The sequence below is a fragment of the Megasphaera hutchinsoni genome, assembly GCF_001553405.1.
GTDB classification, from domain to species: domain Bacteria; phylum Bacillota; class Negativicutes; order Veillonellales; family Megasphaeraceae; genus Megasphaera; species Megasphaera hutchinsoni.
This window is the reverse complement of sequence record NZ_KQ960952.1, coordinates 12,009-35,040: the sequence shown is the minus strand read 5'-3', so window position 1 is coordinate 35,040 and position 23,032 is coordinate 12,009. Positions and strand designations below refer to the sequence as shown.

General features: G+C 39.9%; 20 protein-coding genes and 3 pseudogenes. 4 read left to right on the top strand and 19 right to left on the bottom strand.

Annotation, left to right across the window (positions count from 1 at the left end; genetic code table 11):
• From HMPREF3182_RS07705 to HMPREF3182_RS04120, 4 genes are all read right to left on the bottom strand, one after another.
• Positions 1–249, bottom strand: a 249-nt coding sequence (locus HMPREF3182_RS07705) for an SNF2-related protein (RefSeq protein ID WP_235808647.1), incomplete at its 3' end; no start/stop codon positions are given.
• 989 nt (positions 250–1,238) lie between these two features.
• Positions 1,239–1,943, bottom strand: a complete 705-nt coding sequence (locus HMPREF3182_RS04130) for an ABC transporter permease (RefSeq protein ID WP_062485623.1) — start codon at positions 1,941–1,943, stop codon at positions 1,239–1,241.
• Positions 1,944–1,951: 8 nt separating this feature from the next.
• Positions 1,952–2,704 (bottom strand): ABC transporter permease, encoded by a 753-nt coding sequence (locus HMPREF3182_RS04125; RefSeq protein WP_062485621.1) that lies wholly within the window; start codon positions 2,702–2,704, stop codon positions 1,952–1,954.
• 1 nt (position 2,705) lies between these two features.
• A complete protein-coding gene (locus HMPREF3182_RS04120) occupies positions 2,706–3,599 on the bottom strand; it encodes an ABC transporter ATP-binding protein (protein ID WP_062485619.1) in 894 nt (297 codons plus the stop codon).
• A gap of 126 nt (positions 3,600–3,725) precedes the next feature.
• Between HMPREF3182_RS04120 and HMPREF3182_RS04115 the strand changes: the two genes are divergently transcribed.
• The 4 genes and pseudogenes from HMPREF3182_RS04115 to HMPREF3182_RS07860 all read left to right on the top strand — a co-directional run.
• Positions 3,726–4,421: a response regulator transcription factor gene (locus tag HMPREF3182_RS04115; RefSeq protein ID WP_062485617.1), complete on the top strand. Its 696-nt coding sequence runs from the start codon at positions 3,726–3,728 to the stop codon at positions 4,419–4,421.
• A 1-nt stretch (position 4,422) separates the two neighbouring features.
• Complete coding sequence (locus tag HMPREF3182_RS04110) at positions 4,423–5,718, top strand: sensor histidine kinase (RefSeq protein WP_062485616.1); 1,296 nt, start codon at positions 4,423–4,425, stop codon at positions 5,716–5,718.
• Between the two features lie 166 nt (positions 5,719–5,884).
• Positions 5,885–6,240, top strand: a pseudogene (locus tag HMPREF3182_RS04105) (plasmid mobilization protein).
• Position 6,241: 1 nt separating this feature from the next.
• Positions 6,242–6,394: pseudogene (locus HMPREF3182_RS07860) on the top strand (relaxase/mobilization nuclease domain-containing protein); the annotation flags it as partial.
• Between the two features lie 98 nt (positions 6,395–6,492).
• On the opposite strand, the gene HMPREF3182_RS04100 reads toward HMPREF3182_RS07860, so the two are convergent.
• From HMPREF3182_RS04100 to HMPREF3182_RS04030, 15 genes and pseudogenes are all read right to left on the bottom strand, one after another.
• Positions 6,493–7,518, bottom strand: a complete 1,026-nt coding sequence (locus tag HMPREF3182_RS04100; RefSeq protein WP_062485614.1) for an alpha/beta fold hydrolase — start codon at positions 7,516–7,518, stop codon at positions 6,493–6,495.
• A 456-nt stretch (positions 7,519–7,974) separates the two neighbouring features.
• Positions 7,975–8,235 carry a hypothetical protein gene (locus HMPREF3182_RS07700; protein WP_206445550.1) on the bottom strand — a complete coding sequence of 87 codons (261 nt, stop codon included), beginning with the start codon at positions 8,233–8,235 and terminating at the stop codon, positions 7,975–7,977.
• Between the two features lie 63 nt (positions 8,236–8,298).
• Positions 8,299–8,676 (bottom strand): hypothetical protein, encoded by a 378-nt coding sequence (locus HMPREF3182_RS07695; protein WP_206445549.1) that lies wholly within the window; start codon positions 8,674–8,676, stop codon positions 8,299–8,301.
• 71 nt (positions 8,677–8,747) lie between these two features.
• Entirely contained in the window at positions 8,748–9,071 is a 324-nt protein-coding gene (locus HMPREF3182_RS04085) for a GIY-YIG nuclease family protein (protein ID WP_062485610.1), read from the bottom strand.
• Between the two features lie 18 nt (positions 9,072–9,089).
• On the bottom strand, positions 9,090–12,149 hold the full coding sequence (locus HMPREF3182_RS04080) for a type III restriction-modification system endonuclease (protein WP_062485608.1): 3,060 nt from the start codon (positions 12,147–12,149) through the stop codon (positions 9,090–9,092).
• A gap of 15 nt (positions 12,150–12,164) precedes the next feature.
• Complete coding sequence (locus tag HMPREF3182_RS04075; RefSeq protein ID WP_062485606.1) at positions 12,165–14,129, bottom strand: site-specific DNA-methyltransferase; 1,965 nt, start codon at positions 14,127–14,129, stop codon at positions 12,165–12,167.
• Position 14,130: 1 nt separating this feature from the next.
• Positions 14,131–14,787 carry a DUF4391 domain-containing protein gene (locus tag HMPREF3182_RS04070; protein WP_062485604.1) on the bottom strand — a complete coding sequence of 219 codons (657 nt, stop codon included), beginning with the start codon at positions 14,785–14,787 and terminating at the stop codon, positions 14,131–14,133.
• 13 nt (positions 14,788–14,800) lie between these two features.
• Positions 14,801–18,028 carry a helicase-related protein gene (locus HMPREF3182_RS04065; protein ID WP_062485602.1) on the bottom strand — a complete coding sequence of 1,076 codons (3,228 nt, stop codon included), beginning with the start codon at positions 18,026–18,028 and terminating at the stop codon, positions 14,801–14,803.
• Between the two features lie 371 nt (positions 18,029–18,399).
• On the bottom strand, positions 18,400–18,687 hold the full coding sequence (locus HMPREF3182_RS04060; protein ID WP_036257247.1) for an AAA family ATPase: 288 nt from the start codon (positions 18,685–18,687) through the stop codon (positions 18,400–18,402).
• The gene (locus tag HMPREF3182_RS04055; RefSeq protein WP_206445548.1) at positions 18,684–18,911 is read right to left on the bottom strand and encodes a GIY-YIG nuclease family protein; all 228 of its coding nucleotides are present in this window, start codon (positions 18,909–18,911) and stop codon (positions 18,684–18,686) included. Before HMPREF3182_RS04055 ends, HMPREF3182_RS04060 begins: the two co-directional genes overlap by 4 nt.
• 158 nt (positions 18,912–19,069) lie before the next feature.
• Positions 19,070–19,768 (bottom strand): ATP-binding protein, encoded by a 699-nt coding sequence (locus HMPREF3182_RS04050; protein ID WP_072270827.1) that lies wholly within the window; start codon positions 19,766–19,768, stop codon positions 19,070–19,072.
• 39 nt (positions 19,769–19,807) lie between these two features.
• A pseudogene (locus HMPREF3182_RS04045) lies at positions 19,808–20,005 on the bottom strand (ArsR/SmtB family transcription factor); the annotation flags it as partial.
• Positions 20,006–20,242: 237 nt separating this feature from the next.
• A complete protein-coding gene (locus tag HMPREF3182_RS04040; protein ID WP_235808645.1) occupies positions 20,243–20,953 on the bottom strand; it encodes a succinate dehydrogenase/fumarate reductase iron-sulfur subunit in 711 nt (236 codons plus the stop codon).
• Entirely contained in the window at positions 20,950–22,494 is a 1,545-nt protein-coding gene (locus HMPREF3182_RS04035; RefSeq protein WP_062404900.1) for an FAD-binding protein, read from the bottom strand. The genes HMPREF3182_RS04040 and HMPREF3182_RS04035 overlap by 4 nt, the downstream gene beginning before the upstream one ends.
• Positions 22,491–23,030 carry a hypothetical protein gene (locus tag HMPREF3182_RS04030; protein ID WP_009203875.1) on the bottom strand — a complete coding sequence of 180 codons (540 nt, stop codon included), beginning with the start codon at positions 23,028–23,030 and terminating at the stop codon, positions 22,491–22,493. The genes HMPREF3182_RS04035 and HMPREF3182_RS04030 overlap by 4 nt, the downstream gene beginning before the upstream one ends.
• Positions 23,031–23,032 lie beyond the last annotated feature (2 nt).

Sequence of the window (23,032 nt, the reverse complement as noted above, 5' to 3'; positions counted from 1 at the left end):
ATCCACATTCTCCCGATTAATGATGTAGATATGCACCGGTGTCCGTAATGCCTGTAATCGTTTCTTCTCTCCGCCGGTTACTACCGAATAGGTTAAATGCTTTAAATGTTCCCATTTCCGTATTTCTTCGGGCCATGTGGTACTTGCCACCCTAAGCGGGGCAATAACGAGGGTGCGGGAAACCTCAAAGGAATCCAGCATCAGTTTTTTTATAGCCGTAAGGGTAATGACACTCTTACCTAACCCCATCTCCAACAAAATGGCCGAAACGATTTAAAAACATATTACAATGCCGCAAAAGCTAAACCCCTTTTATGCAGATTATTCAGTTAGTGTGTCACCAAACATCTCGATAAATTGATTTTTTTACTTTGATAAGTGAATTAAATATGAAATATACTAATCTCACTTTAGCAACTCAATAATATTTACACTTCAAAGAATTTAGATTTTTATAGAAAGATGACAAAATCCCCTCACTTTATAAAGTGAAATTTGCCCTCTTTGGTAACCAGAATTTTTATTTTTTTATAGTATTTTTGAGTTTTAATGATTAATTTGAACATAAAAAAGGACTTATGCTATTAGGCATAAATCCTCTAAAATGAAAGAAACTTTTACGATTGTTATTTGTATTTAATTTTTCAAACCAATTTTATCCATCCTATTTAGTTCCCCAAACATCATTACTACACCAACTATTATCATAATTAAATTTACAAGGAGTTCAGCATACCATACTGATTAAACTCCAAATATCATTGGCAAAATAATCATGGCTTTTTTCATTAGACATTCGACACGCATAACCATATTCGATGTGATTGTAGACAAATACATTAAAATGAACATAGCCCATCCTTTTAGAGAGGGAAATGGCAAAGCGAATAGGATTTGGCTTCATTTAATTCTTAAAAAAAAACTAAAAAAATGTGTAGATTGGGAAACAATCGATAAATATGCTTAGCTGTCCGCCATGGAAAGATCAGTTGTAAATACACTTGAAATCAACCACCTACTTAAATCTGCCCTTACAGATAAAATCAATGATAGAGAAGTTTTCATGAAGGGGATTGATAAGTCCTACCTCTACGAAGACCTTTATGACATTCCTATAGAAGAAATAAAATAAAAAAACCAAAAGACCCCAAACTCGATTATTATAACGAGTAAGGGGTCAATTTTTTTGTAAATTTATGACAAATTCTTATTCACTTTTTATAATGATCTTTCAAAAATCATTTATTTTCATATTTTAAAAATTTATTAGATAGGTAAAGGGATATTATTAATTCACCCAGGGCAAAAATACCTAGTATGGCTAAATCATGTGAGTTTATAAATCTAAATTTATTTGCTACTATTGCTAGATAGCTTAATCCTATTATTTTAAGGGCCTTGTAAGCTGTTACAAAACCAAGCACGGTAAAGGTGCTGGATAAAAGCACTATGATTCCAAAAGATCTAAACCTTATAGCAAGGGCACCGAATATCCCAATTATAGGCAAAGCCAGCAAGATGCTAAGGCCTGTATAATAAATATATATGTCAAAGTCAATTCTCGAAAAACCACCTATAAATTTTCCTCCCAGATAGAAGAGTCCTAGAAAGTATATTTGGCAAAGGCAAATTATTATAAAGGCCAAGATTATCTTTGCAATTGCAAAGTCCATATTTTTCTTTGGACTAAGCCTGATAAATTTAAGCCCTGCCTTGTGTTCACTTGCCCAAAGGCTTGCTATTACTATTGCAATTAAAGGGATGTAGAAAAATAAAAAGTAAAACAAGCTAACCTGGGTCCACAAAGATTGCCATTCGTGGGTCAAGATCTCCCTATTTCCCATATAATTTATAAGGCCAAAGGCGTTGGCTAGTAGAGGTATTATCAGAGTTACTAGCAAGATATTGGTAAATTTTATTTTTTTAAATTCTAATTTTAACATAAATCCTCCTAGTCCTTGTATAGATTATAATTTTTCATTGCCTTTAGGTAGCCAAGGCAGGCTATTAAAAGGATAAGGGCAATGACCGGTGTATAAAAATTTATTGGATTTAGAACCTGGATAAATTTCCCACCCTCACTTACATAAGAAATATTTAATAAACTTGCCATCCAAGCAAAGGGATTTACAAAGGCAAGAGTCTTTGATGTGAGCATGGTGATTACTCCAGTTAGTCCTCCAATTATTGAGATAAATGATAGGGTGTAGACATTTTTTGTCTTCATATCTATTACCATAAATAGGGCCATAAAAAACAAATTTATTATTATGGCGGATAGGTTTACCAGGCCAAATCTTAAGATCATGTCAGTGTCCATATTAAAATGACCTGACTTTTTTGCAAGTAGGAGAAAAACAATAGCTTCTACTATTTGCAATAAAACTAGCTTTAAGGATAGGTTTTTAAATTTATTTATGAGTATATAGTTTACTTTTTCTCCAAGACTTACTTGCAACTGCCACATCTTGTTTTTTTCCTCGATTTCAATCACTTTTTTAACCAAAGATGAGATTAAAATTGGATTTATCAATAAGGAAATAGATAAATAGGTGTCTAAAATGTCGGCTAGGGGATAATTTCCCTCCGCAAATGATTTTGAATGGCTGAACCCTGCTACCATTAGCATTTGAGCGAAAAATACTATTAGTATTAAAAAATTTATCCCAAGTCTTTTGTATTTTTTTCTTTCTAAATTTGCCATATTAAGACCTACTTTCTTCGATAAAAAGTTTTTCTAGGCTTTCTTTTTCTTCTTCAATCCTGTATATATCAACCTTTTCGTGCAAGAAATTTACTATCTCAGAAATTTTTTGGTTAGAAACTTTGCCCAAAATAATCTTTTTACCATCTATCCTTACCTGATCTAAGTCTAAAAGATTAACAGCTTTTTGATTGTCAGATGTTTGGATTGAAATAAATGGTGGATGGAGTTTTCTATAGTCTTCCAAACTTCCATTATAAGTTAATTTTCCTTCCTTGAGGATGCCGATGTGGGTGGAGATTTTTTCCATCTCATCAAGGATGTGTGAAGAAATCAGAATGCTTGTGGAAGTGTTTTTTACCATATTTTTAAATAAGTTTCTCATTTCCTCAATTCCCTGAGGATCAAGGCCATTTATAGGTTCATCTAGGATCAAAAGTTTTGGATTTCCAATAAGAGCGATTGCAATTCCAAGTCTTTGCTTCATGCCTATCGAATAATCCCTGGCCTTTTTCTTGCCAACATTATTAAGGCCAACAAGGTCAAGAGTTTTTGAAATTTCTCCCTTATCTATTCCCTTAAGCTCGCAAATTATTTCAAGATTTTCATAGCCACTTAAGTGGTCATAAAAGGAAGGATTTTCAATTAGGGACCCGAGATTTTTGTTAAGGTCCTTTTGGTTTCTAGGACTTATTTCTTGGCTAAAAACCCTAATTTCCCCTCCGTCTTTTTTAACAAGTCCAAGTATAAGCTTCATAAGAGTTGACTTTCCAGCTCCATTTTTCCCTATTAGGCCGTAAATTGAACCCTCTTCGATTTCCAGATAGTCAATATCTAGGACTTTCTTCTTGTTATATGATTTTTGTAAATTTTTTATTTCTAAGATTTTTTCCATAATTATTCCTCCTACAAAAAGGATACCAGGCTAAGATAAAAATAAGCTTTAAGCAAGGTCACTTTTACATCACAAAAACAAAAAAATCAAAAGTTTGGTGTATAATTAGGGTAGCAAGGAGGACTTATGGATTTTAGAAATAATTTTTCTATACTAATAGTAGATGACGAAACAAATTTATTGGAAAATTTATATAATTTTTTGAAAGACAAGGGTTTTAAAAAAGTTTATACCGCCAAAAACCTTAAGGAATCAAGATTTAAACTAGGGAATTTTAAAATTGACCTAGTGGTCCTTGACCTAATGCTACCCGACGGTAGCGGTTTTGATCTTTTAAAGGAAATAACAAAAACTTCCGATATGGCAGTCATAATCCTCTCTGCCCTTGATGGGATAGATGATAGGAAGGAAGGTTTTGAAAACAAGGCCGACGACTACCTAGTCAAGCCATTTTTCCCTGATGAACTCCTTTGGAGGATTGATGCAGTTTTAAGAAGGAGCAAAAAAATTAAAAATGAAGAAAAAATATCTTTAGGCAAGGTGATTTTCGATAAATCTAAGGGCATCCTCATAAAAAACGGCAAGAAAATTCCCCTAACTGCCACCCAATTTAAAATCCTAGCCTATTTGACCGATAATATGAATATGATTGTGTCAATTGACAGCATATTGGAAAATATTTGGGAAGATTCTTATGGTTATGAAAATACCCTAATCACCCACATCTATAGGATTCGAGAAAAACTCGAAGACAATCCCAGAGAGCCAAAAATCCTAATTACCATCAAGGGTTTGGGCTATAAACTGATGAAGGAAGACTAAGATGTTTAATTATATAATAAAAAAATTTAAAAAAATCATAATAAGAATCCTTGCCCTAATGTTTTTTCTGACATTTTCGCTAATGGCTTTTCTCTACCTCAATTACAAGTTGGGAGATAAATATCCAAATCCTAATTACGTTTATACTTATATAGATAACAACAAAACAGATACCTATCTCAACGAAAATAATAAGAACTTTTTAAAAGAAAATGATATTTGGGCCATAAGGCTAGATAAAAATGGTAAAGTCATCGAATCTTTCAACAAGCCAAGAGAGGTTAAAAATAAATTCGAGATCACGGATGTAGCTGGGTTTACCAGATATTACTTGGCTGATTACCCCGTTTTTACCTATATTATTGAAGGTGGTCTAATCCTTTTTGCCTATCCAAAAAATTCTCTAGATAAGTTGCCCTTTAATTACTATAGCTACAAAAAATTAATTTTTAACCTGTGGATATTTGCCCTATTTTTAATTTTATTTTTGCTATTTGTCTATATTTTTTACAGAATAGATATAAGGAACATCCTTAAAAATATTCTTCCATTTCAAAAGGGAATTGATAAACTTTTTGAAGACGACTATGAAAAATTAGATGAAAGTGGAGAATTAAGAGACCTTGCCCTTTCAATTAACAAGGCAAACGAAAGATATAATAACTTAAAAAAATCACAAAGTAAATGGATAAGAGGGGTTAGCCACGATGTGAGGACTCCTCTTGCAAAAATTTCCTGGGAACTGAATAAAGAAAACAAAAATGACCTCGATACAAAAAATATCCAAGACCAAATTTTAAAAATTTCAAATATCCTAGAAGGCCTCAATCTAACTATGTCCCTTGCCAACATCGACAAGGAAAATTTTGAAGCAAAAAGCCCCTTAAAAGTAATCCGAAAAGTCATAGTCGATAAGTTAAATGAAAACCCAAAAAGAGAAATTATCTTTGAAAATAGGCTAAGGGACCCAGATATAAAAATCAAAATGGATCCAACCTTGTTTTATAGGATGGTAGAAAATATCATAAAAAATTCCCTTGCCTATACCGAGGGAAAAATCGAATTAATAATTTCAAACTCTGATAATAAGCTAATTATAAGGGTCTTAGACCAAGGCTGTGGGGTAGATGAAGGTCTAATAAAGAGAATTAATGACGAAGATTTGACTAATATTACAAGGCATGGTTTGGGAATTTTTATCGCTAAGCAAATCGCCGAATTGCATGATGGGAAATTTTCCATAGAGAATAAGGACCAAGGCCTTGACGTTTCCTTTATCTTTGACCTGGTTAATTAAATAACAAGTTTAACGCTTATAACTTTAATAGCAAGCACAGTAAGTGTACGGACACTTACGAAAAATTGATGAAGCAGAACCTTTATGGACTGCTTCTTTTTTTATCAATTTTACCTTGTTAGGGAGAACCCTAAGACCCCAATATTTTATGATAAGGAGATATACTATGGATAATAGAAAAAGAAATAATCAGCTAAAAATATATTTAACAGATGAAGAAAAAGAAATTTTTGAAAAGAAAATGAAACTTGCTAATTGCAAAACTATGTCCCACTTTCTTAGAAAATGTGTATTGGAAAAAGAAATTTATGTTGTAGATTTAGAACCATTTAGAAACCTACAATGGCTACTTTCGAATGTAACAAATAATATAAACCAGATTTCAAAAGCTACTAATACAACCAGCATTATTTACAAGAATGAAATTAAATCAATGCATAAACAGATAGAAAAATTATCAAGAGAAATATGGCAGATCCATTTCCTACTTCTTAATAAAGCAAAAAAAGTTCTGGTGATTAGTATGGCAATTACAAAAATACATCCTATAAGATCAACTCTAAATTTGGCAATAGATTATATTACTAAGAGTGAAAAAACTGATGAAAAAATCTTAGTATCTTCATTCAAATGTCATCCATCTACTGCTCATATCAAGTTTATAAAGACACGAGATATTATATTTTACAGCATATTTTAAAATAAAAAAGAAGTAGATTAATTCTACTTCTTTTTTACTATATTTTTATCATTTTTGAACACACAAGTAATTATCTATTTATGATTTTCTTTTAAGAAAGCATCAATAGTTTTTCTTGATTCACTTCTTGCTTTTTCATTGCCTTCAATTGTTCCACCTGTTGCAACTCTAATTTTACCTAAATTTAAAATACCATTGCCAGCAAATATATGTCCAGCTCCCTTATAAGAATAAATTTTTGCTTTAGAATTTTGTTCTTTTATTTTATTTGCCATAGCAAGACTATCCCACATCAAATCATCTTCGCCCACAATCATTAATATATTTGCCTTGATGTCTTTTACTGATATTAATTTTTCTTGGCTTGTTGAGTCTTCTTCTATTGCACTGTTATAAGTTTCTTTATAACTAATAGGACTTTTAATAATATTTGGAACAATAATATTTTTTAAAAATGAGTTAAATGATGATTTTTTTATATCTATATATGGAAGTTCCTTTCCCTTATATGTCCATGATGAACCATAATCTTTAAAATCTAGACCAGCAAAATTATAAGATGAAGGTGCTATCAAAATCAGATTATCTATTTCAGGATATTTGCAAGCCAAATTAAGTGCATATTCTGCGCCTTTTGACGCTCCCAAAACACTTATCGGTTTATTGTCTTTTATATTTTTATTTATATAACTTATAACATCTTCAAATTGTTCTAAGGGAATTTTTCTCAAAGTCTGTTCTTGATTTTTCATACCAAACATAAATAGAGCAAAGGTTTCATAGCCTTCTTTTGCTAATATCTCCGCATTTTCAAAATTGGGACCTCCGTCAGCACCTCCAAAACAAATTACAAGACCCTTATGTGATTTTTCCTTAGGTACCAATCTAAATCCTTGCATTCCCCCCTCATCTACATAAGTTACATCAACTCCATCAATATCTGTAGGATATAGACTAATATTAGTAACATCCCTATAATATTTAGGAAAATTTAAAGCATTGATATCTTTATACTTATGGTCATTATATATTCTAAGAATAAAAACTAAAACTACTAAAATAATAACAATTAAAAATATTCTAAAAAATAATTTCTTCATATTACTCCCTTCTCTTAAAATAGCATACAGATTCTACTAGTATTTAAAAGAATCTTCTTATAGTTATTGTATTATCTTTAGAGTATTAGTTACACTAATCTACATGAACACTTTAATAATCACCATTAAAATATCTGTAAATATCAACCAAAAAATGAATCTTCTTCATCCATTATATAGTCATATCCTATGCCAAAGATTTGACCATTACCAAACTCTTCCAATTTTTCTCTTGGTACTTTTTCAACCAGTCTATCCCAAACTTTTAGGAAATTTGAACTTTTAGTTACATCCGATTTAATACCGGCTACTTTAGATGCTCTCTTTTACTCAATCTTAATATCCATTTGATTTCCTCCTTGAACTGAAATTGAAAAGTAGATTCTTGGAAAATATTGATACTTTTCTCCTTTTTTTACTTGACCTTTTCGGTATTTGGTCGTTAACGAGAAGTGGTCAACGAAGAGCCCTTTCCAGTTCGTCCTCACTGTAGCAAAAGGTATACTCCTCGTCCTTACCATTAGAAGCCCAGATCAAAGCAGCGTCATATACGCTGAGGCTCTCGCCGTCATCGTCATCATCCGGTTCCCCGAAAGGAATCACTCTGCCATACTTCGGGCATTCCCAGTTTCCGTCTCCGATGTACTCCGCATTTATCACAGGCACCTTTGCCTCTCTGAGAAAAATAACCTTTATCCTTCCCAAGTGCTTTTGCATAACAGGTTCGTATCTCGTCAAGGAGCTTCGTGTATGTGGCCACTGTAGTAAATGATTGTCCTTTTAAAGGCTTCTGTGAAACATACAGGTAATCCTCATAACACTTGGGGAGAATTTTTCTGAGAATCGTCGTCTTGCCGCAGCCTGACATTCCGCAGAACCCCAGTATAGATCCATGCGGTATTTCCAGCTCGCTTCCTGCATAATCGACATAATCCGAATCCAGCACTCGGGTGTCACAAGATGTTCTCTTGAAAAACTGGTAAGGCAGAGAACCTCCTGCAGCTTCATATACTCGTCTTTACTGATCAGGTAACCGCCGTTCTTGCCCCCGTCATGTCCAAGATAGATATTGTGATCAGCTTTTTCGATGACCTTATCGTTATGCTCTACCACAAGCAATGTATTCTTCTTGCGCATCTCATCCATGATGCCTATCATAAAGTCAACCTCTGCGGGATACAAGGATGCTGTAGGCTCATCCAGAACGATAAGTAAATCATGCATCTTTCCTATAAGAAGCTGCGCGATGCGAAGCCTTTGCAGCTCACCTCCGGATTGCGCTTGTGCTCCTGCAGACGATTGAGAATACCCTCGCCGTTCTTACGTGCACCAGCCTGCCCGATATATACGACGCCCTTGCCCGTCTCATCAGAAGTCCCAAAAAGGAAGTAAACTCCGCTCTGTTTCAGGTCATCACGTTCTTTACACTTGTCGAGTTCTGTTCTCGGAATCTTATAGGCAACACCCGTCCAGTTTGCGAGAGTGCATTTGATTCTTCCTCCAGACTCACCGTACATCAAGAATAATTGTATGTTCTTTCCGCGTGTCGCCATCAGTCAGCCCTCCCATTCTTATTTCATCACCTTCTCTAACAGGGACTTGTAGCTATCGACTACGTCGTATACCACGTTTCCATTGGAGATAGCCTTAAAATGCTCTCTCGCGCAGTGAATCTTGGACTCTTCGATCAGGCGCAGCTGCATCGAACTCATGGAGCCCTTCGTCTCTGCCACGAAGTATATGTGTTTTACCTTGCCTTCGTAGAAAGCAATCGCCCAGTCCGGATTGTAGTGTCCGACCGGTGTGGAAATATAGAATCCATCCGGCAGTTTCACGTAAACCGCGACATCGGTGTTCGTATCAAGGTCTGTGGCAAAATCGCGCTCATTCGATGAATCGTAAACGATATGATCGTAGAGATGCTTCTTTGCCTTCATGGCATTTACTCCCAGCTTGCCCTTGATGGTAGGATCGGTGAAAACATCCATGCCATAGTGCTCATCCAGCACATCATAGGTAATATGCTCAATGATTGCCGTGGCTTTCTCATCGTTGATTAACGCAGCGACTTTGACGATGAATTCCTCCGGATTGTCCTTAAACTGATTAAACACGTGCGGCTGAATACCCTGAAGGATAGCAATAACCGCTTTTCGTGTAAGGCCGGTCTCATCCACCAGTTTTCCGATGAGGTCATATTTTACATTCGAGTTTGCCGTGATGGTCACGCCATAGCCGGCAGACTCTTCCTTCGCGAAAGAAGCTCCGGCGACCAGCTCCTCTTTCGATTTGATGGTATCCATTGCGCCGGACTCTACCCGAAAGTAAATCTTTGAAACACGCAGCTTGGAATCAAGGGAAGCTATAGACTTCCTGATAAGCTCATCAGTATCAAAGTCAACCACATAAACCGACTTGGAATTGATCTTTGACCACAGAGCTTTGAACTCCGGCATTGCCAGCTTGTCCTCATCCACCTGAAGCTCGACATTGTTGCTGCGGGCATTTTCAGGCTGCATGCTGCGAGCATCGTAGATGGAATCAACGATTTCAATAACAGAGGCAGCAGAGTCAGCTACTTCTTCTGCGACCTTGATTTCTCCGTTTGCCTTATCCTCATAATACTTATCCGTCAGGACACCCTTGCGGTCGATATAGCCGTTTACAATCATGTCGTAGTGGATCGCCGAAGCAGTATCCTGATCGATAACCTGTTCATTACCCTTATCGTCCTTGATAACCTTGCCGACAAACAGGTCAACTGTAACTGCACGCGGTCTGTCGGCAACAGCATCCGCCATCTCGGTTTGCAGTCCCTTAGCAAAAGAATCGTAGCTCTCACTGGCGATAACCGTCAGAACATTCACGTTATGAACGTCGTTTCCGAGCGCATTGGTATCCATACGCTCTCCGTCCTGATTGACGCAAAGGCGCAGGCCACGGCCTACTTCCTGACGCTTACGGACATCACTACCGGACTGCTTCAGCGTGCAGATCTGGAATACATTAGGATTGTCCCAGCCTTCGCGCAGCGCAGAGTGTGAGAAAATAAAGCGCACCGGCGACTTCTTCGGATCACGGTCAAGGAGCAATTCCTTGTTTTTCATAATCAGCTCATAGGCGCTCACGTCATCCGAGGTGGTTTCTTTACGAGCAACCTTACTGTTGATCATGTGGCCTTTCTTATCGATAGAGAAATAACCAGCGTGCGTTTTGTCTGCAGGTATAGCCTCGAGATATTTCATATACTCGTCATCGCCAATCTCCCTCTGCATGTTGCTGATGACGTCCCGGTATTCTTCCTCGAACATTGTGGCAAAGATACCGTTCTGCGCCTGTCCTGCTTTATCGTAAATTCTGTAATGTTCTACTTCATCAATGAAGAACAGCGACAACACCTTGATGTCCTTATAAAAGAGCTGACGTTCTCTCTGAATATGCGAAAGGATCGTCTCTCTGATCTGGATACGGCGCAACTGGTCTTCGTCAACCGCACCTATCACATCACCGGCGTAAATCTTGATGCCGTTCAGGAATTCCACGGAGTCGTCACGCCCATCGATCTGCTTTACCACAAAACCGTTTTTATATTCTTCCAGCCCGCCGGAATAGTCGTAGAGATTATCTCCAATTTTCACGATACGGCTTTTTTTCTTCAGTGTACCGCTGGCCATCTTAACTTCAAACTGCAGCGTAGCAGTCGGATCACTCTTGGAGAGATTCAGACCTTCCAGATAGAGATAGCTGTCCGTGGCTGTGCTGCCGGTCTCGGTGATACCCTTGACGGCGATCTTCTTTACCAGACGCTTGTTGTATGCTTCCATAGCGTCCAGACGATAAATCATGTTGTAAATGCTGTCCGATTTATGCGTAGCGGAATAGCGCAGCGTCAGCAGCGGCTGGAACTCCTTCAAGCGTTCCTTTGTCTGTTTGCCCTCCACGGACTGCGGCTCATCGATTATCAGGATCGGATTCGTTTTCGCAATGATGTCAATCGGCCTGCGGGAACGGAACTCGTCCAGCTTCATATAAATACGTCTTGCGTCTTTGCCCTTGGCATTGAACGCCTGCGAATTGATAATCATGACGTTGATGGAGCTGTCGGAAGCAAAGCGGTCAATCTCCGTGAGCTGTGCAGAATTGTAAATAAAGAAACGGATCTTCTTTCCGTACTCCTCTGCGAAGTGCTCCTGCGTCATATGGAAGGACTTATACACTCCTTCACGGATGGCGATGCTCGGTACGACAATAATGAACTTGCTCCAACCATAGGCACGGTTCAGCTCATACATGGTCTTGATATAAGTATAGGTTTTGCCGACACCGGTCTCCATCTCGATTGTGAGATTGAAGCCCTCGCTGCGGCCTTCCAGCTTCGATGAAGGCTGGATCTGATTTGTACGCTGTATTTTCTGTATATGTTCCAGAATAAGATGGTCGGAAAGCTCCGGCACAATCTTTTGATTACTCCAACCGGTATAATCTCGTTCCTCGTTCAGTCCAATCTGAAACATACCGGTTCCTCTGTCCATCATATAGGTAGGCGTCAAATAAGGCTGACCTGCAAATACATCCACGACAGCCTTGGCAGCATCGGCTTGGAATTTTTGATGTTTGTATTGTATCCTCATACGGATGCCACCTCCTTAAATCACTTTGACCCTTGTATCCGGTGCCAGCATTTTGAAAATTTCACCGACATTAATCTTGGAAGGACTATCCTTAAAGCTGCTGTCACGGAATACTGCTCGAAGTGGCCGTCGCTTGGCGATTTCCTTAATTACGCTATCAGGAATATTTTCGTCAAAGCAGGCTATCAGATCACCGTCGTTATAAGTGTGAACTGTGCAACCTTCAATTTGTTCTGACGCATACGGCATGGAGAGCGGGAGTCCCCACTCAAGAAGGCAGCCAAACAGCAAATCGAGATCGGAACGATCTGACTTTACATTGGACTCCAACATAGACAGCATCCCCTGACTATAATCGCCAGCGGCGTAATAGACATCGTTCATGTTGCTATCATCAAGCTTAAATACCCTAAATCCCGTATCAAGCTGCGCTGATGTAAGCGGACTCTCTTCTTTGATCTTTTCTCCGGCTTTTCTAATCCTTTCCTCGCCAATACTACAAATCGTCGCTTCATAGCCTTGAGAAGTAAGATACTTGATCGTTGCTTCAATATTCGACTTCAATCTCGCATCCAAGCCCGGACGTGAAACTGCTTCGTTCAAGTCCTCTGGCAGCTGAACCATAATAAACTTTCTATGACCGCCGTCCTCAGCATTTAACTTCATTACCGCATGCGCAGTTGTTCCTGAACCAGAAAAGAAGTCCATTACAATGGCATCTTTATCCTCCGCTGTTGCAGCGTAAACAGAATCATAAACAGTATATAAACTCTTTGGAAAGGAGAAACCGCCACCCGGCACTAAATCACTGACAATCTTTGTTCCATATTCATTTGCATCATATTTCTTGTCATCCCATACAGTCTTCTGAATTCCAAAGGTCTTCCCAAGCTCAATATCATATCCACCAGATATTTTCTTGGCGCGTAGCATACTCCAAATACTTTCAACAGTTTGTCTTGCGTATCTCCATTTTCTCTCAATGCCCTGTCTATCAATTGGATATACATAATACTTATCTCCATCTCTAACAGTCTGCTGTGGATGATATTCATCCGGAGATACATCACCGAATTCAACAATTTGATCATTTTGTACTATCACAGGATAGAAGCAATTTTTGGCATCCGTTCTTTCTGATTCGCTACCCCAATTTCTCAGTGGCGACCAACTAACCTCATCATCCGGTATTCTTTTATCAGCAATTACTTTAAGTGCTTTTGGAAAAACAAAAATGGCATACTCATTCGTATATGAAAAATTCTTTCCTTGCTGTCCACGTGGGTTATGAATAACGGTCACACAAACATGATCATATGTACCTTCCCCGAATATCTCCTTTAAAAGCATTTCAAGTGAAGACAATTCGTTTTCATCAATCGCGCAAACTAAGACTCCATCGTCTGTCAGTAAGTTTCTTGCAAGTAACAGCCTCTGATACATCATTGTAAGCCATGCTGAATGGAAACGTGCAGAGCCAACAGGATTAGCTGCCAGTCGATCGCCTTCTTCATCAACAAGTCCAGCCTGCTCATCATACTCCTCACTTCCCACAGAGAAGTCATTTCTATAAATGTAATTTCTTCCGGTGTTATAAGGTGGATCAATATATATCAGCTTAACTTTATGAAGATAACTTTCCTGCAGGAGCTTCAAAACCTCAAGATTATCCCCCTCAATATACAGATTCTCCGTGGTATCCCAGTCTACGCTTTCTTCCGGGCATGGTCGCAGTGTTTTACGAATTGGCCTATTAGCCTCAACAATAGCTGCCTTCTTTCCTACCCATGTAAACTCATAAGCCTCATCGCCCTCCAGAACATCACCGGAAAGCATCTGGCGGAGCAACTCAAAGTTGATAGCCCTCTTCAGCTTGCCGTTTTCATCAACGGTTTCTGTAATACAATTAGGAAATAACTCCGCAATCTTCTCTACATTGCTTTGAGTCTGGTCAAATGATTCCATTCTCATTTTCTCCATATCAGAGTTCCTCCAATTCATTCTTCAGTTTCTTCAGCTCCGCATTCAGCTGCACCTGCTTGTTCAGCTGTTTTTCCTTGCGGACTTTCGTTTGCAGTGCCGCGACCTGCTTTTCCAGCTCCTGCCTGCGGTTATCCCGCTCCACAGATTCCTTCAGTAATTCCGTCTTGCCCTCTTCGGAGCGGAGTGCGTCACCGGCAATCTGCCGCACAAAATTTTCATATACCTTATCGACGCTTAAGCCTTCCACCTTCAGAGGCAGCTCGGTTTCCGGGAGCCAGTCTGTGTGGTAGTAGGTGCCTACCTTAAAAGCATTTGATCCGAAGGCCGCTGCCTCCTTGTATGCTGTCCACGCCTGATACTTGCCGTCATACTCCAGTAGGAACAGGATGTGGTATGGTATCTCTTTATCTATCTGCCGGAGGACAGATTCATCGAGCTGTTGCCCGTTTAGCTTTACCTCAAATACCTCCAGCTCAGTCACGGTTTCTCCGGCTGCAAGATTCATAGTTGTCGCAGTCACTTTGTTGCGCCAGTAGATCACCTTGATCTGTTCTATGAACACTCGCTTTAACGTCGGCGATACAGAAATATTCTCATAGAATTTCTGCTTCGGTATGCGCCGGTTAAACTCCGTGCTCTTCGGTAATCCAATCACCGGATACACCTCCTCATTTCACTACCAAGAAGCAAATAAGCTCAAAGTCGTCCAATCCGCTGATCTGTGACATCAGAGCAGATGTACCACCTGTGGAAAACAGACTGTCAATATCGCTTTCTTCCTTCACATCGATGATGGAATTGACCGCATCGGAAAGAAGCTGCGAAACCTCCTCCATGTTCCTTCCATCATCAGTTTCCTTATTGAATTTCTCGCACAGCGTCAGAATCGGTTCGGACTTACCCCGACACAGCAGCCGGACGGTATCTAGCAGCTTCTTCGGATTCAGATAATCGCAAACAATGTCTCCATCTACACCGATATACACCATGTAGAACGGGTGAATGCGATTCTGGTTATCAATATTAATGCTGTTGTTGATGTTCCGCAGGACAAAGATCACGCCCTCCGGATTCTCTTCCGTAGCCGGAACTACTGCATGCAAGCCTTTTGGCTTCGTACTAAGGTCATGTGTCTTTATATATTCCAGAAGGTCGAGCCGGAACTCGTTTAGTCCCAGATCCATGATGGAAATGCCTGTCGACATATCTTCAATATCCACGACCTCTTCTTGCAGACGCTTCAGCTGCTGTTTTCTGTATTCGAGATCGCCTTTTTCTTCCGGATTGATCAGGTTATCGTCACCGGTCGAAGTCATGACGGAGATCTTCATTCTTGTCTCAACGCGGGACTTCAGATTGATGTAATCATCCAGCGTCATATCCGGCCAGAAGTTTACCAGCTGGATATACTGGTTCCTGCTGCCAATACGGTCAATTCGACCGAACCTCTGAATAATGCGCACCGGATTCCAGTGAATGTCGTAATTCACCAGATAGTCGCAGTCCTGCAAGTTTTGACCTTCAGAAATACAGTCCGTAGCAATCAGGATATCAATTTCCTTCGTGCTGTCCGGCATCAGAACGTCGCGGCTCTTTGATATAGGCGAAAAGCAGGTCAACACATTATTGAGCGTGGCTTTTAGGCCTTTGATGGTAGTCCGTCCGTCAATGCTTCCGGTAATAACCGCTGTATCCAGACCATAGTTTGATTTCATGTAGGCAGACACTTGATCGTACAGATATTCTGCCGTATCAGAGAACGCGGAGAAGATCAGCACTTTCTTGTTGCCCTCATTGATTGGATGCTTCATTTTCTCATCCAGCAGGTGCAACAAGGTCTGCAGTTTCAGGTCATGCTCCGGTGTAACATCTGCGATCATAAGCGTCAGAAGCTCAAGCGTATCTGCATCGTGCTGCAGCTCATCTCGCCATGTTTTATAGTCCATATCGGCAAGGTCAATCTTTACCTTTTTGCCGACGGTGAAGTAATCGTTATTCTCGTCATCAATATCAAAATCGCTGTCCGAAGCCTCATACATGTCCAAATCAGCTTTTCCGTTTTTCTCAAAGCTGTCAATGGCAGTGATGGTGCTCTTTATCAGCTCCAAAATTCTGTTCAGCGTCAAATTGAAGGAATAAACAGAGCTTTCCAGACGCTTCAGGAGGTTGATACTCATCAAGCGCCGGATACCTTGCTCACGGCCTTTCTGCGTGAGGTTATTTCCTTTGTTGTGCGTGAGGTCAATGTACTTCAACATCTTGCTCGGAAAGATATAATTTGATGGCGTGTAGATCACGAGCGTCAGTTGCATCAGCTGCTCGTAAACCCGGTTATAGTTTATGGCGCTCGAAAGATCGGTCATGCTCGGACGCCTTGATATAGGTTTCAGGCGCTGCGGGAACTTACCTATTTCCTCAGTGTTGTAATATTTCTCGATGTGCTTTCTGGAGCGGGCAATTGTAACGCTATCGAGGACTTCGAAGAAATCAAAATCCAATGTGCGGAGCAATGCATCAGTTGTCCGGTCTTCCGGATCAAGCTTACTCCAGGCATTGAACGCTTTTTGAGCCAGGCGGAATATGTCTTCAATCGGCTTCTTGGTATCGAGCTTGTCATTGATAAACTCTGAATTTCCTTCATAGGCAATGGCCAGCTGATTTTTAAGATCAGTAAAACGGTTATTGACCGGCGTGGCAGACAGCATCAACACTTTCGTTTTCACGCCTGCCCGGATGACCTTATCCATTAACTTCACATAGCGGTTCTCCTGCGTGTTGGCATGAGTGCCTGCACCATTTCTGAAATTGTGAGACTCATCGATGACCACAAGATCGTAGTTACCCCAGTTCAAGCGATCAAGGTCGAGGCCATTGGAAAAGCCACCAGAACGAGAAAGGTCGGTATGAAAGAGAACATCATAATTCAGTCGGTCTGATGCAATCGGATTATTTACATAGTTATCCTTGTAGGTATTCCAGTTTTCCGATAGCTTCTTCGGGCAGAGGACAAGGACAGTTTTATTCCTGTTCTCGTAATATTTGATAACCGCCAGCGCAGTGAAGGTCTTGCCAAGACCGACGCTGTCAGCAAGAATACAACCGTTGTATCTCTCCAGCTTGTTGATGATCGCAAGTACCGCGTCCCTCTGGAAGTCATATAGCATGCTCCAAATTTTGCTTTGCTTAAAACCAGTCGCCTCATTCGGCAGAACGTCCTCTGAAATATCATCAAGGAATTCACTGAAAACATTGTAAAGCGTCATGAAATAAATGAATTCCGGCGAGTTCTCATTGTAGGCCGTACTGATATTTGAAATGATGACATCGGTCACGTCCTGCATCTTATCTTTGTCATTCCAAAGCGACTCAAAAAGCTGCATGTACTGCGTGGAGAACGGTGCCTCCATACGGTTGACCATGTTGTAGCTATTATTGCCACGCTCGCAGCCGATATCAACAGTCGTGAAACCGTTCATCGGCATATATGCTACTTCTTCCGCAGGAGCATTGACGGTCATAAAGCCGCCCATGTTCTCACCGGTAACGTTAGACTTAAAGGTCGCCTTGCGCTTTATCCAATCTGCGCATTCCTTGGCAATGGCCTTCTGCGTCATCTCGTTACGCAGCTTTATTTCAAATTCTGTACCATACAGGCTACTCTCACGACTGAGGCGTGGAATGTAAAATTCCCGCTTTTGCTTCTCGGCCTTCTCCTTGATAAATGTCGGAGACGTGAAAATAAAACGGAACTCATCAATGCTTTCAAGCCGCTTCTTCAATTCACTATAGGCATACATAGAAAAGCAAGCCGCTGCCACAGAAACCTTGCTATTCCGCTTTATCGTTTTTTCCATGTCGTCTCGAACGATGTTCGTGACATTATCAAATACCTTCATTGAGCTTGCTCGCCTTCCATATGTAATCTATTCCGTGGGCCAAATGGCGTGGACAACCTTATCCGACTTCTTCCATCATTCTCTTGTAATGCTATTCCTAATCCATCACCACGAAAATCGAGTGGAACACATCCCGGTACCGGTCTCAGTCGATGCTTTCATCGACAAAGTACATCCCTTCATTAAAAGACTCTGTATGCCGGATATAGGAGAGCATGGCACCTGCCAGATGGTATTTCGTGTAATCCGGCCCTTTCGCTAATCCTACCTGCAGGAATGACACAAATTTCAACTAAAGACACGTTGTTCTTCTTGTTAATCTTGTACAGCGAAACGTATCTGTACCGGCCTACCTGATCATATACGACCTGTTAATGAAAGTAAGCGTTATGCGTCAGGATAAAGATCTGCTCGATGTACCTTCCAGCGAATATCGGATTCTCGTTTTCAACCGGATCGGCAACATTTGCACATATTCCTATCATTTCCCTGACCAGCGAACCTACGATGAAGAGGGCGCTGCTGTCCATACTTGAAACCGGATCATCGATTACGACGATCTTGTTTTTGCCGGAGTCTGTTTCTGACCGCATGCCGCGAACTACATAATAGAAGTAGAGGAACGCAATGAAGTTGCGCTCGCCCTCACTTAGATTCACGGCCACTTTACCGTCATCGCGTATGACTTCATATCCGCCTTTTCTTCCGTAACATTACCGGGATTGGGTTCATTGCCGTTTTTCACGGTATACCGCCCCGTGCGGATTGCCAGATTAGTAAATTTATTTTCAAGATAGCTGATTTCTGTCGGTCCCCATGAATTATCACTCGTGGTAAACATAACGGCTTCCGTAAAATAAAACTCGTCTTTCAGATGTTCCACCACTCTGAATAACACGCCTTCACCGTTCTTTCTGATACCGGCTTGACCGATATAAACCGTATCTTCCTCTTCATTATTCTTTCCGAATAAAAATAAACACCGCTTTGCCGTTTTTCATCTTTTTATACGCATTTTTATTAAATCGCACGATGCTATTTCTATAAATCCAGTGCTGTTTCATCCAAGAGAAAATCCTCTACTCCAATATACAAAATTCCATCATCATCAAATCTAGGTACTATGTTGTTTCTAACTATAACAACTTTCTTAAATGAATCTCCTGTTCTTCTCAAGGATTCCGTTTCTTGTACTTGTTTTTCTTTTGTATCAACATTAAGTGCAGATTGAATATAATATCTATTACTTCCTCTATTGATAATAAAGTCTATTTCTAAATTTTTTCTAATCGTTTTTTTATTCTCATCTTTATAGTTATATTCCACAACACCAACGTCTACATTTAATCCCCTCATACGAAGTTCATTATATATTACATTCTCCATAATATGTGACTGCTCATTCTGTCTAAAATTTAGCCTTACATTTCTAAGCCCAATATCTGAAAAATAGTATTTATACGGAGATGATATATATTTCCTTCCTTTCACATCATATCTTCTGGCTTTTTCAATTAAAAAAGCATCAATAAAATAATCCAAATAATTACTTACTGTAAGCTGAGATATCTTTATATTTTTTTCTGACATAAAAGTATTTGCTAGCTTAGTTGGATTAGATAAAGAACCAATAGATGAAGATATAATATCCAACAAATCATCCATTATAGATGCATCTTTAAGAACTTTATTGCGCTCCATTACATCTTTAATATAGGTGCTTGTAAAAACATTCTTCAAATATTCACTCTTTTTTTCATGATATCTGCTCTCCTTAAATTATTTACAACAATCCCCGTCACCGCATCCAAGGCAAGTAAGGGATTCTATAAAGTGTTTGTAATTCATCAATGTCTCACAATTCAAAGAATAGTGATGCCATTTTCCTTCCTTACGATCATTCACAAGGCCGCATCCTACCAATATCTTCATATGATGGGATAAAGTTGGCTGGGTAATTTCAAATCTTTCCAAAAATTTACACCCGCACTATTCTCCATCCGACAGCATCTGTACAATTTCCAGCCTGTTCGCATCGCCCAAAGCCTTGCATATCAAAGCCACATCCATTGCATTCATATTAACACCTCACATTGATCATTGTCTATGTTCAATATAATATATACATAGATATTTATCAATGTATTTATTTTAAAAAAGAGAATCAAGTTTTTGATTCTCTTCATACATTCATTATAGCTTTTATCATCCATTTTATTTGCCCCAAACAGCCGCTGCATTCGACCTTACAAGCAATTCTTCCACAGGCAGACCAATCGGACAAATATCATGACAAGATAACGACTTCCCGCATCCTTCAAAAAATCTCTTCTTATATTCAGCAGAAATCTCATTCAAATGAGTGCTTTCCTGTTCTTCATTCAGAATCCGAAATGCATTGACTGCAGCAACAGTGCCTGCGAAAGTCCCATTTGCAGAGAAGTTAGGACACACTTCAAGGCAACAGCCACACATCAGACAGCGTGCCGACTGGTATCTCGGTTCATGTGTCCACGAACTCATATAAGCTTCACTTTCAAGCCAAAGGTTCAGTTTTTTCAAATTTTCAAACAAATTTGACCGGTCAACGATCAAATCTCTTACAAGCGGAAATTTGCTTAAAGGTTCCAAGATGATTGTAGAACCTTTTAACGTATGTAGAAATGTAGAGCATGCCAACCTCGGACGTTCGTTAATCAGCATGGCGCAAGCCCCACATTTTCGCACCATACAGCTACATTCCCAGCTGATGGGAGTAACTATATTTCCTGAGTTATCTTTCAAAGGGGTTCTACTGTTCAATTCCTTTAGAACAGTGGCAACAGAGCTGTTTTTGCTTCCGTCATACTCAAATTCCTGCCAATAACTGTCTGATTTCTGACTCTCCTGCCGCCTGATTCTTATTTTATATACCAAGTGAATCACCGCCTTTCTGGAACAGGTACAAAGGAAATCTGTATCTGCTTTCCATCAAATCTGGCTACCGTTGTTTTAAGGTAATCATCGTCATTGCTCTTCGGATGATCCTCCCGCCAGTGTGCACCACGACTTTCTTTTCTTGCAAGAGCACTCTTTAGAACTGCCATGCCAAGCAATGGAAGATTTCCTGTCAGCGCTTGTACCGTTTGAATCCCATTTAACAACGTATTCTCATTTCTGACAACGCCCATAGTCTCCTGCATCACTTTGTTTAATTGCTTTATTTCTGAAATTTGAGACGCTGGCGGAAAATCTATCTGTGTCGCACAAGATAGATCTACTACATCTGCCTGTTCGCATGCTGATTTTGCCGCAACACGCCCTCCGTATAACGCTCCTAACAGAGAATTTCCACCAAGACGGTTGGCACCATGATATTGGGCACAGCATTCTCCGGCAGCGCAAAGATTCTGAATCGGCGTTCTGTGCTGCTCATCCACCAGAATGCCTCCCATAAAATAGTGAATTCCCGGTAAAACAGACACCGGTTCCTTTCGTATATCTTTATGCAGATAGGTCATACAATCGTCTTCCAGACCAGATAGCTTATTTGAAATAATCTCCTCCGATATTTCCGTCATGTCAAGAAATACCTCTGATTCATGGCTGACCTTCCATATCTCTCTGGCGGTAATATCTCGTGGCATCAGATTTCCAAGCTCCGGGTATTTTTCCTCCATGAAATACCATTGTTTTCCATCTTTCATGGCAAACAACCTGCCACCTTCCCCTCTGGCCGCCTCGCTGATGAGCATGCGTTTTCCACCACATTTCACAGTTGTCGGATGATACTGGATCATCTCGCCATTTGCCAGAGGAACACCAAGCCGGAACAATTCTGCGGTGACTTCTCCTGTATTGCTCAGCGAACCCGTTGTATTTCCAAACAATCCGTGCATACCACCGGTGGCAACAACAACCGCATCCCCCGGTAATTCCACAGTCTCCTGACTGTATTCATCCCTGATTACGCAGCCACAACAAATATTGCCACACAGACGAAGTGTTAGGAAAGAATGATGGCTGAACCGTTCTACCATACCGGATGCTTCTTTCCTACGAACAGCGTCTATCATAGCTGTCATGATCTGCTTCCCGGTATCGCTCTGTGCAAAAGCAGTCCGTTTCTTTTTCTGCCCGCCAAAATTCCGCAGATCCACATCATTATAGCCACTCATGTTAAATTTAACTCCAAGTTTTAGCAGCCAGTGCACCAGCTCTGGTGCTGCCTGTGTCATTCCCCAAACTGCATTTGGATCTGCCAGACCACATGCTGCCTTTATTGTATCTGTAAAATGTTCTTCGGGACTGTCGTTTTCATCTTTTGTATTCAAAGCTGCGTTGATACCGCCCTCCGCCATAACAGACTGTGCCCGCTCTGACGGAAGGGAGGAAACCAGTTTTACATTGCATCCATTTTCCGCTGCCTGCAAAGTCGCTGAAAGTCCTGCCAGTCCAGCACCTATAATAATAATTGTCTTACTCATAGATATTGCCACCCAATATAATATAAAATAACCGCTCCCGCTATAAAAAGAAGAAGCACCGAAAGGATCAAATAAATATCACTCCTTCGTTCTTTATAACTGATGATTCCCAGTGATACGAGCAATGGTCGGATATTGATAAAAATATGAACAAAGATTGCCGCTACGAACAAAAGCTGAGTTACCATCTTTACAGTTGTAAAAGGGAACAAAATATATGTCCCATTCTGCACCTTTCCAAACAAGCCAATATGGAATAACAGCAGAATCAGTATTGCCATCCCACTGGCTCGTCTCGCCCAAAATATGACGTTTTGTTTCAGATACATTTTTCCTGATTGCTTCGCTGTCTGTAAACTCTGTACCGTCAGGATGACACCAATCACCGTATGCACAACAAGAATACCAACACCAATCCATGCAAGAAGTTTCCCTGCACTACTTCCAACTCCGTTCAGCATAAAGCTGCCCATGATTCCATGAATCATAAAAATGAGAAGCATTAAAACAGACAAAATCGTATTCCATTTTCTCATAA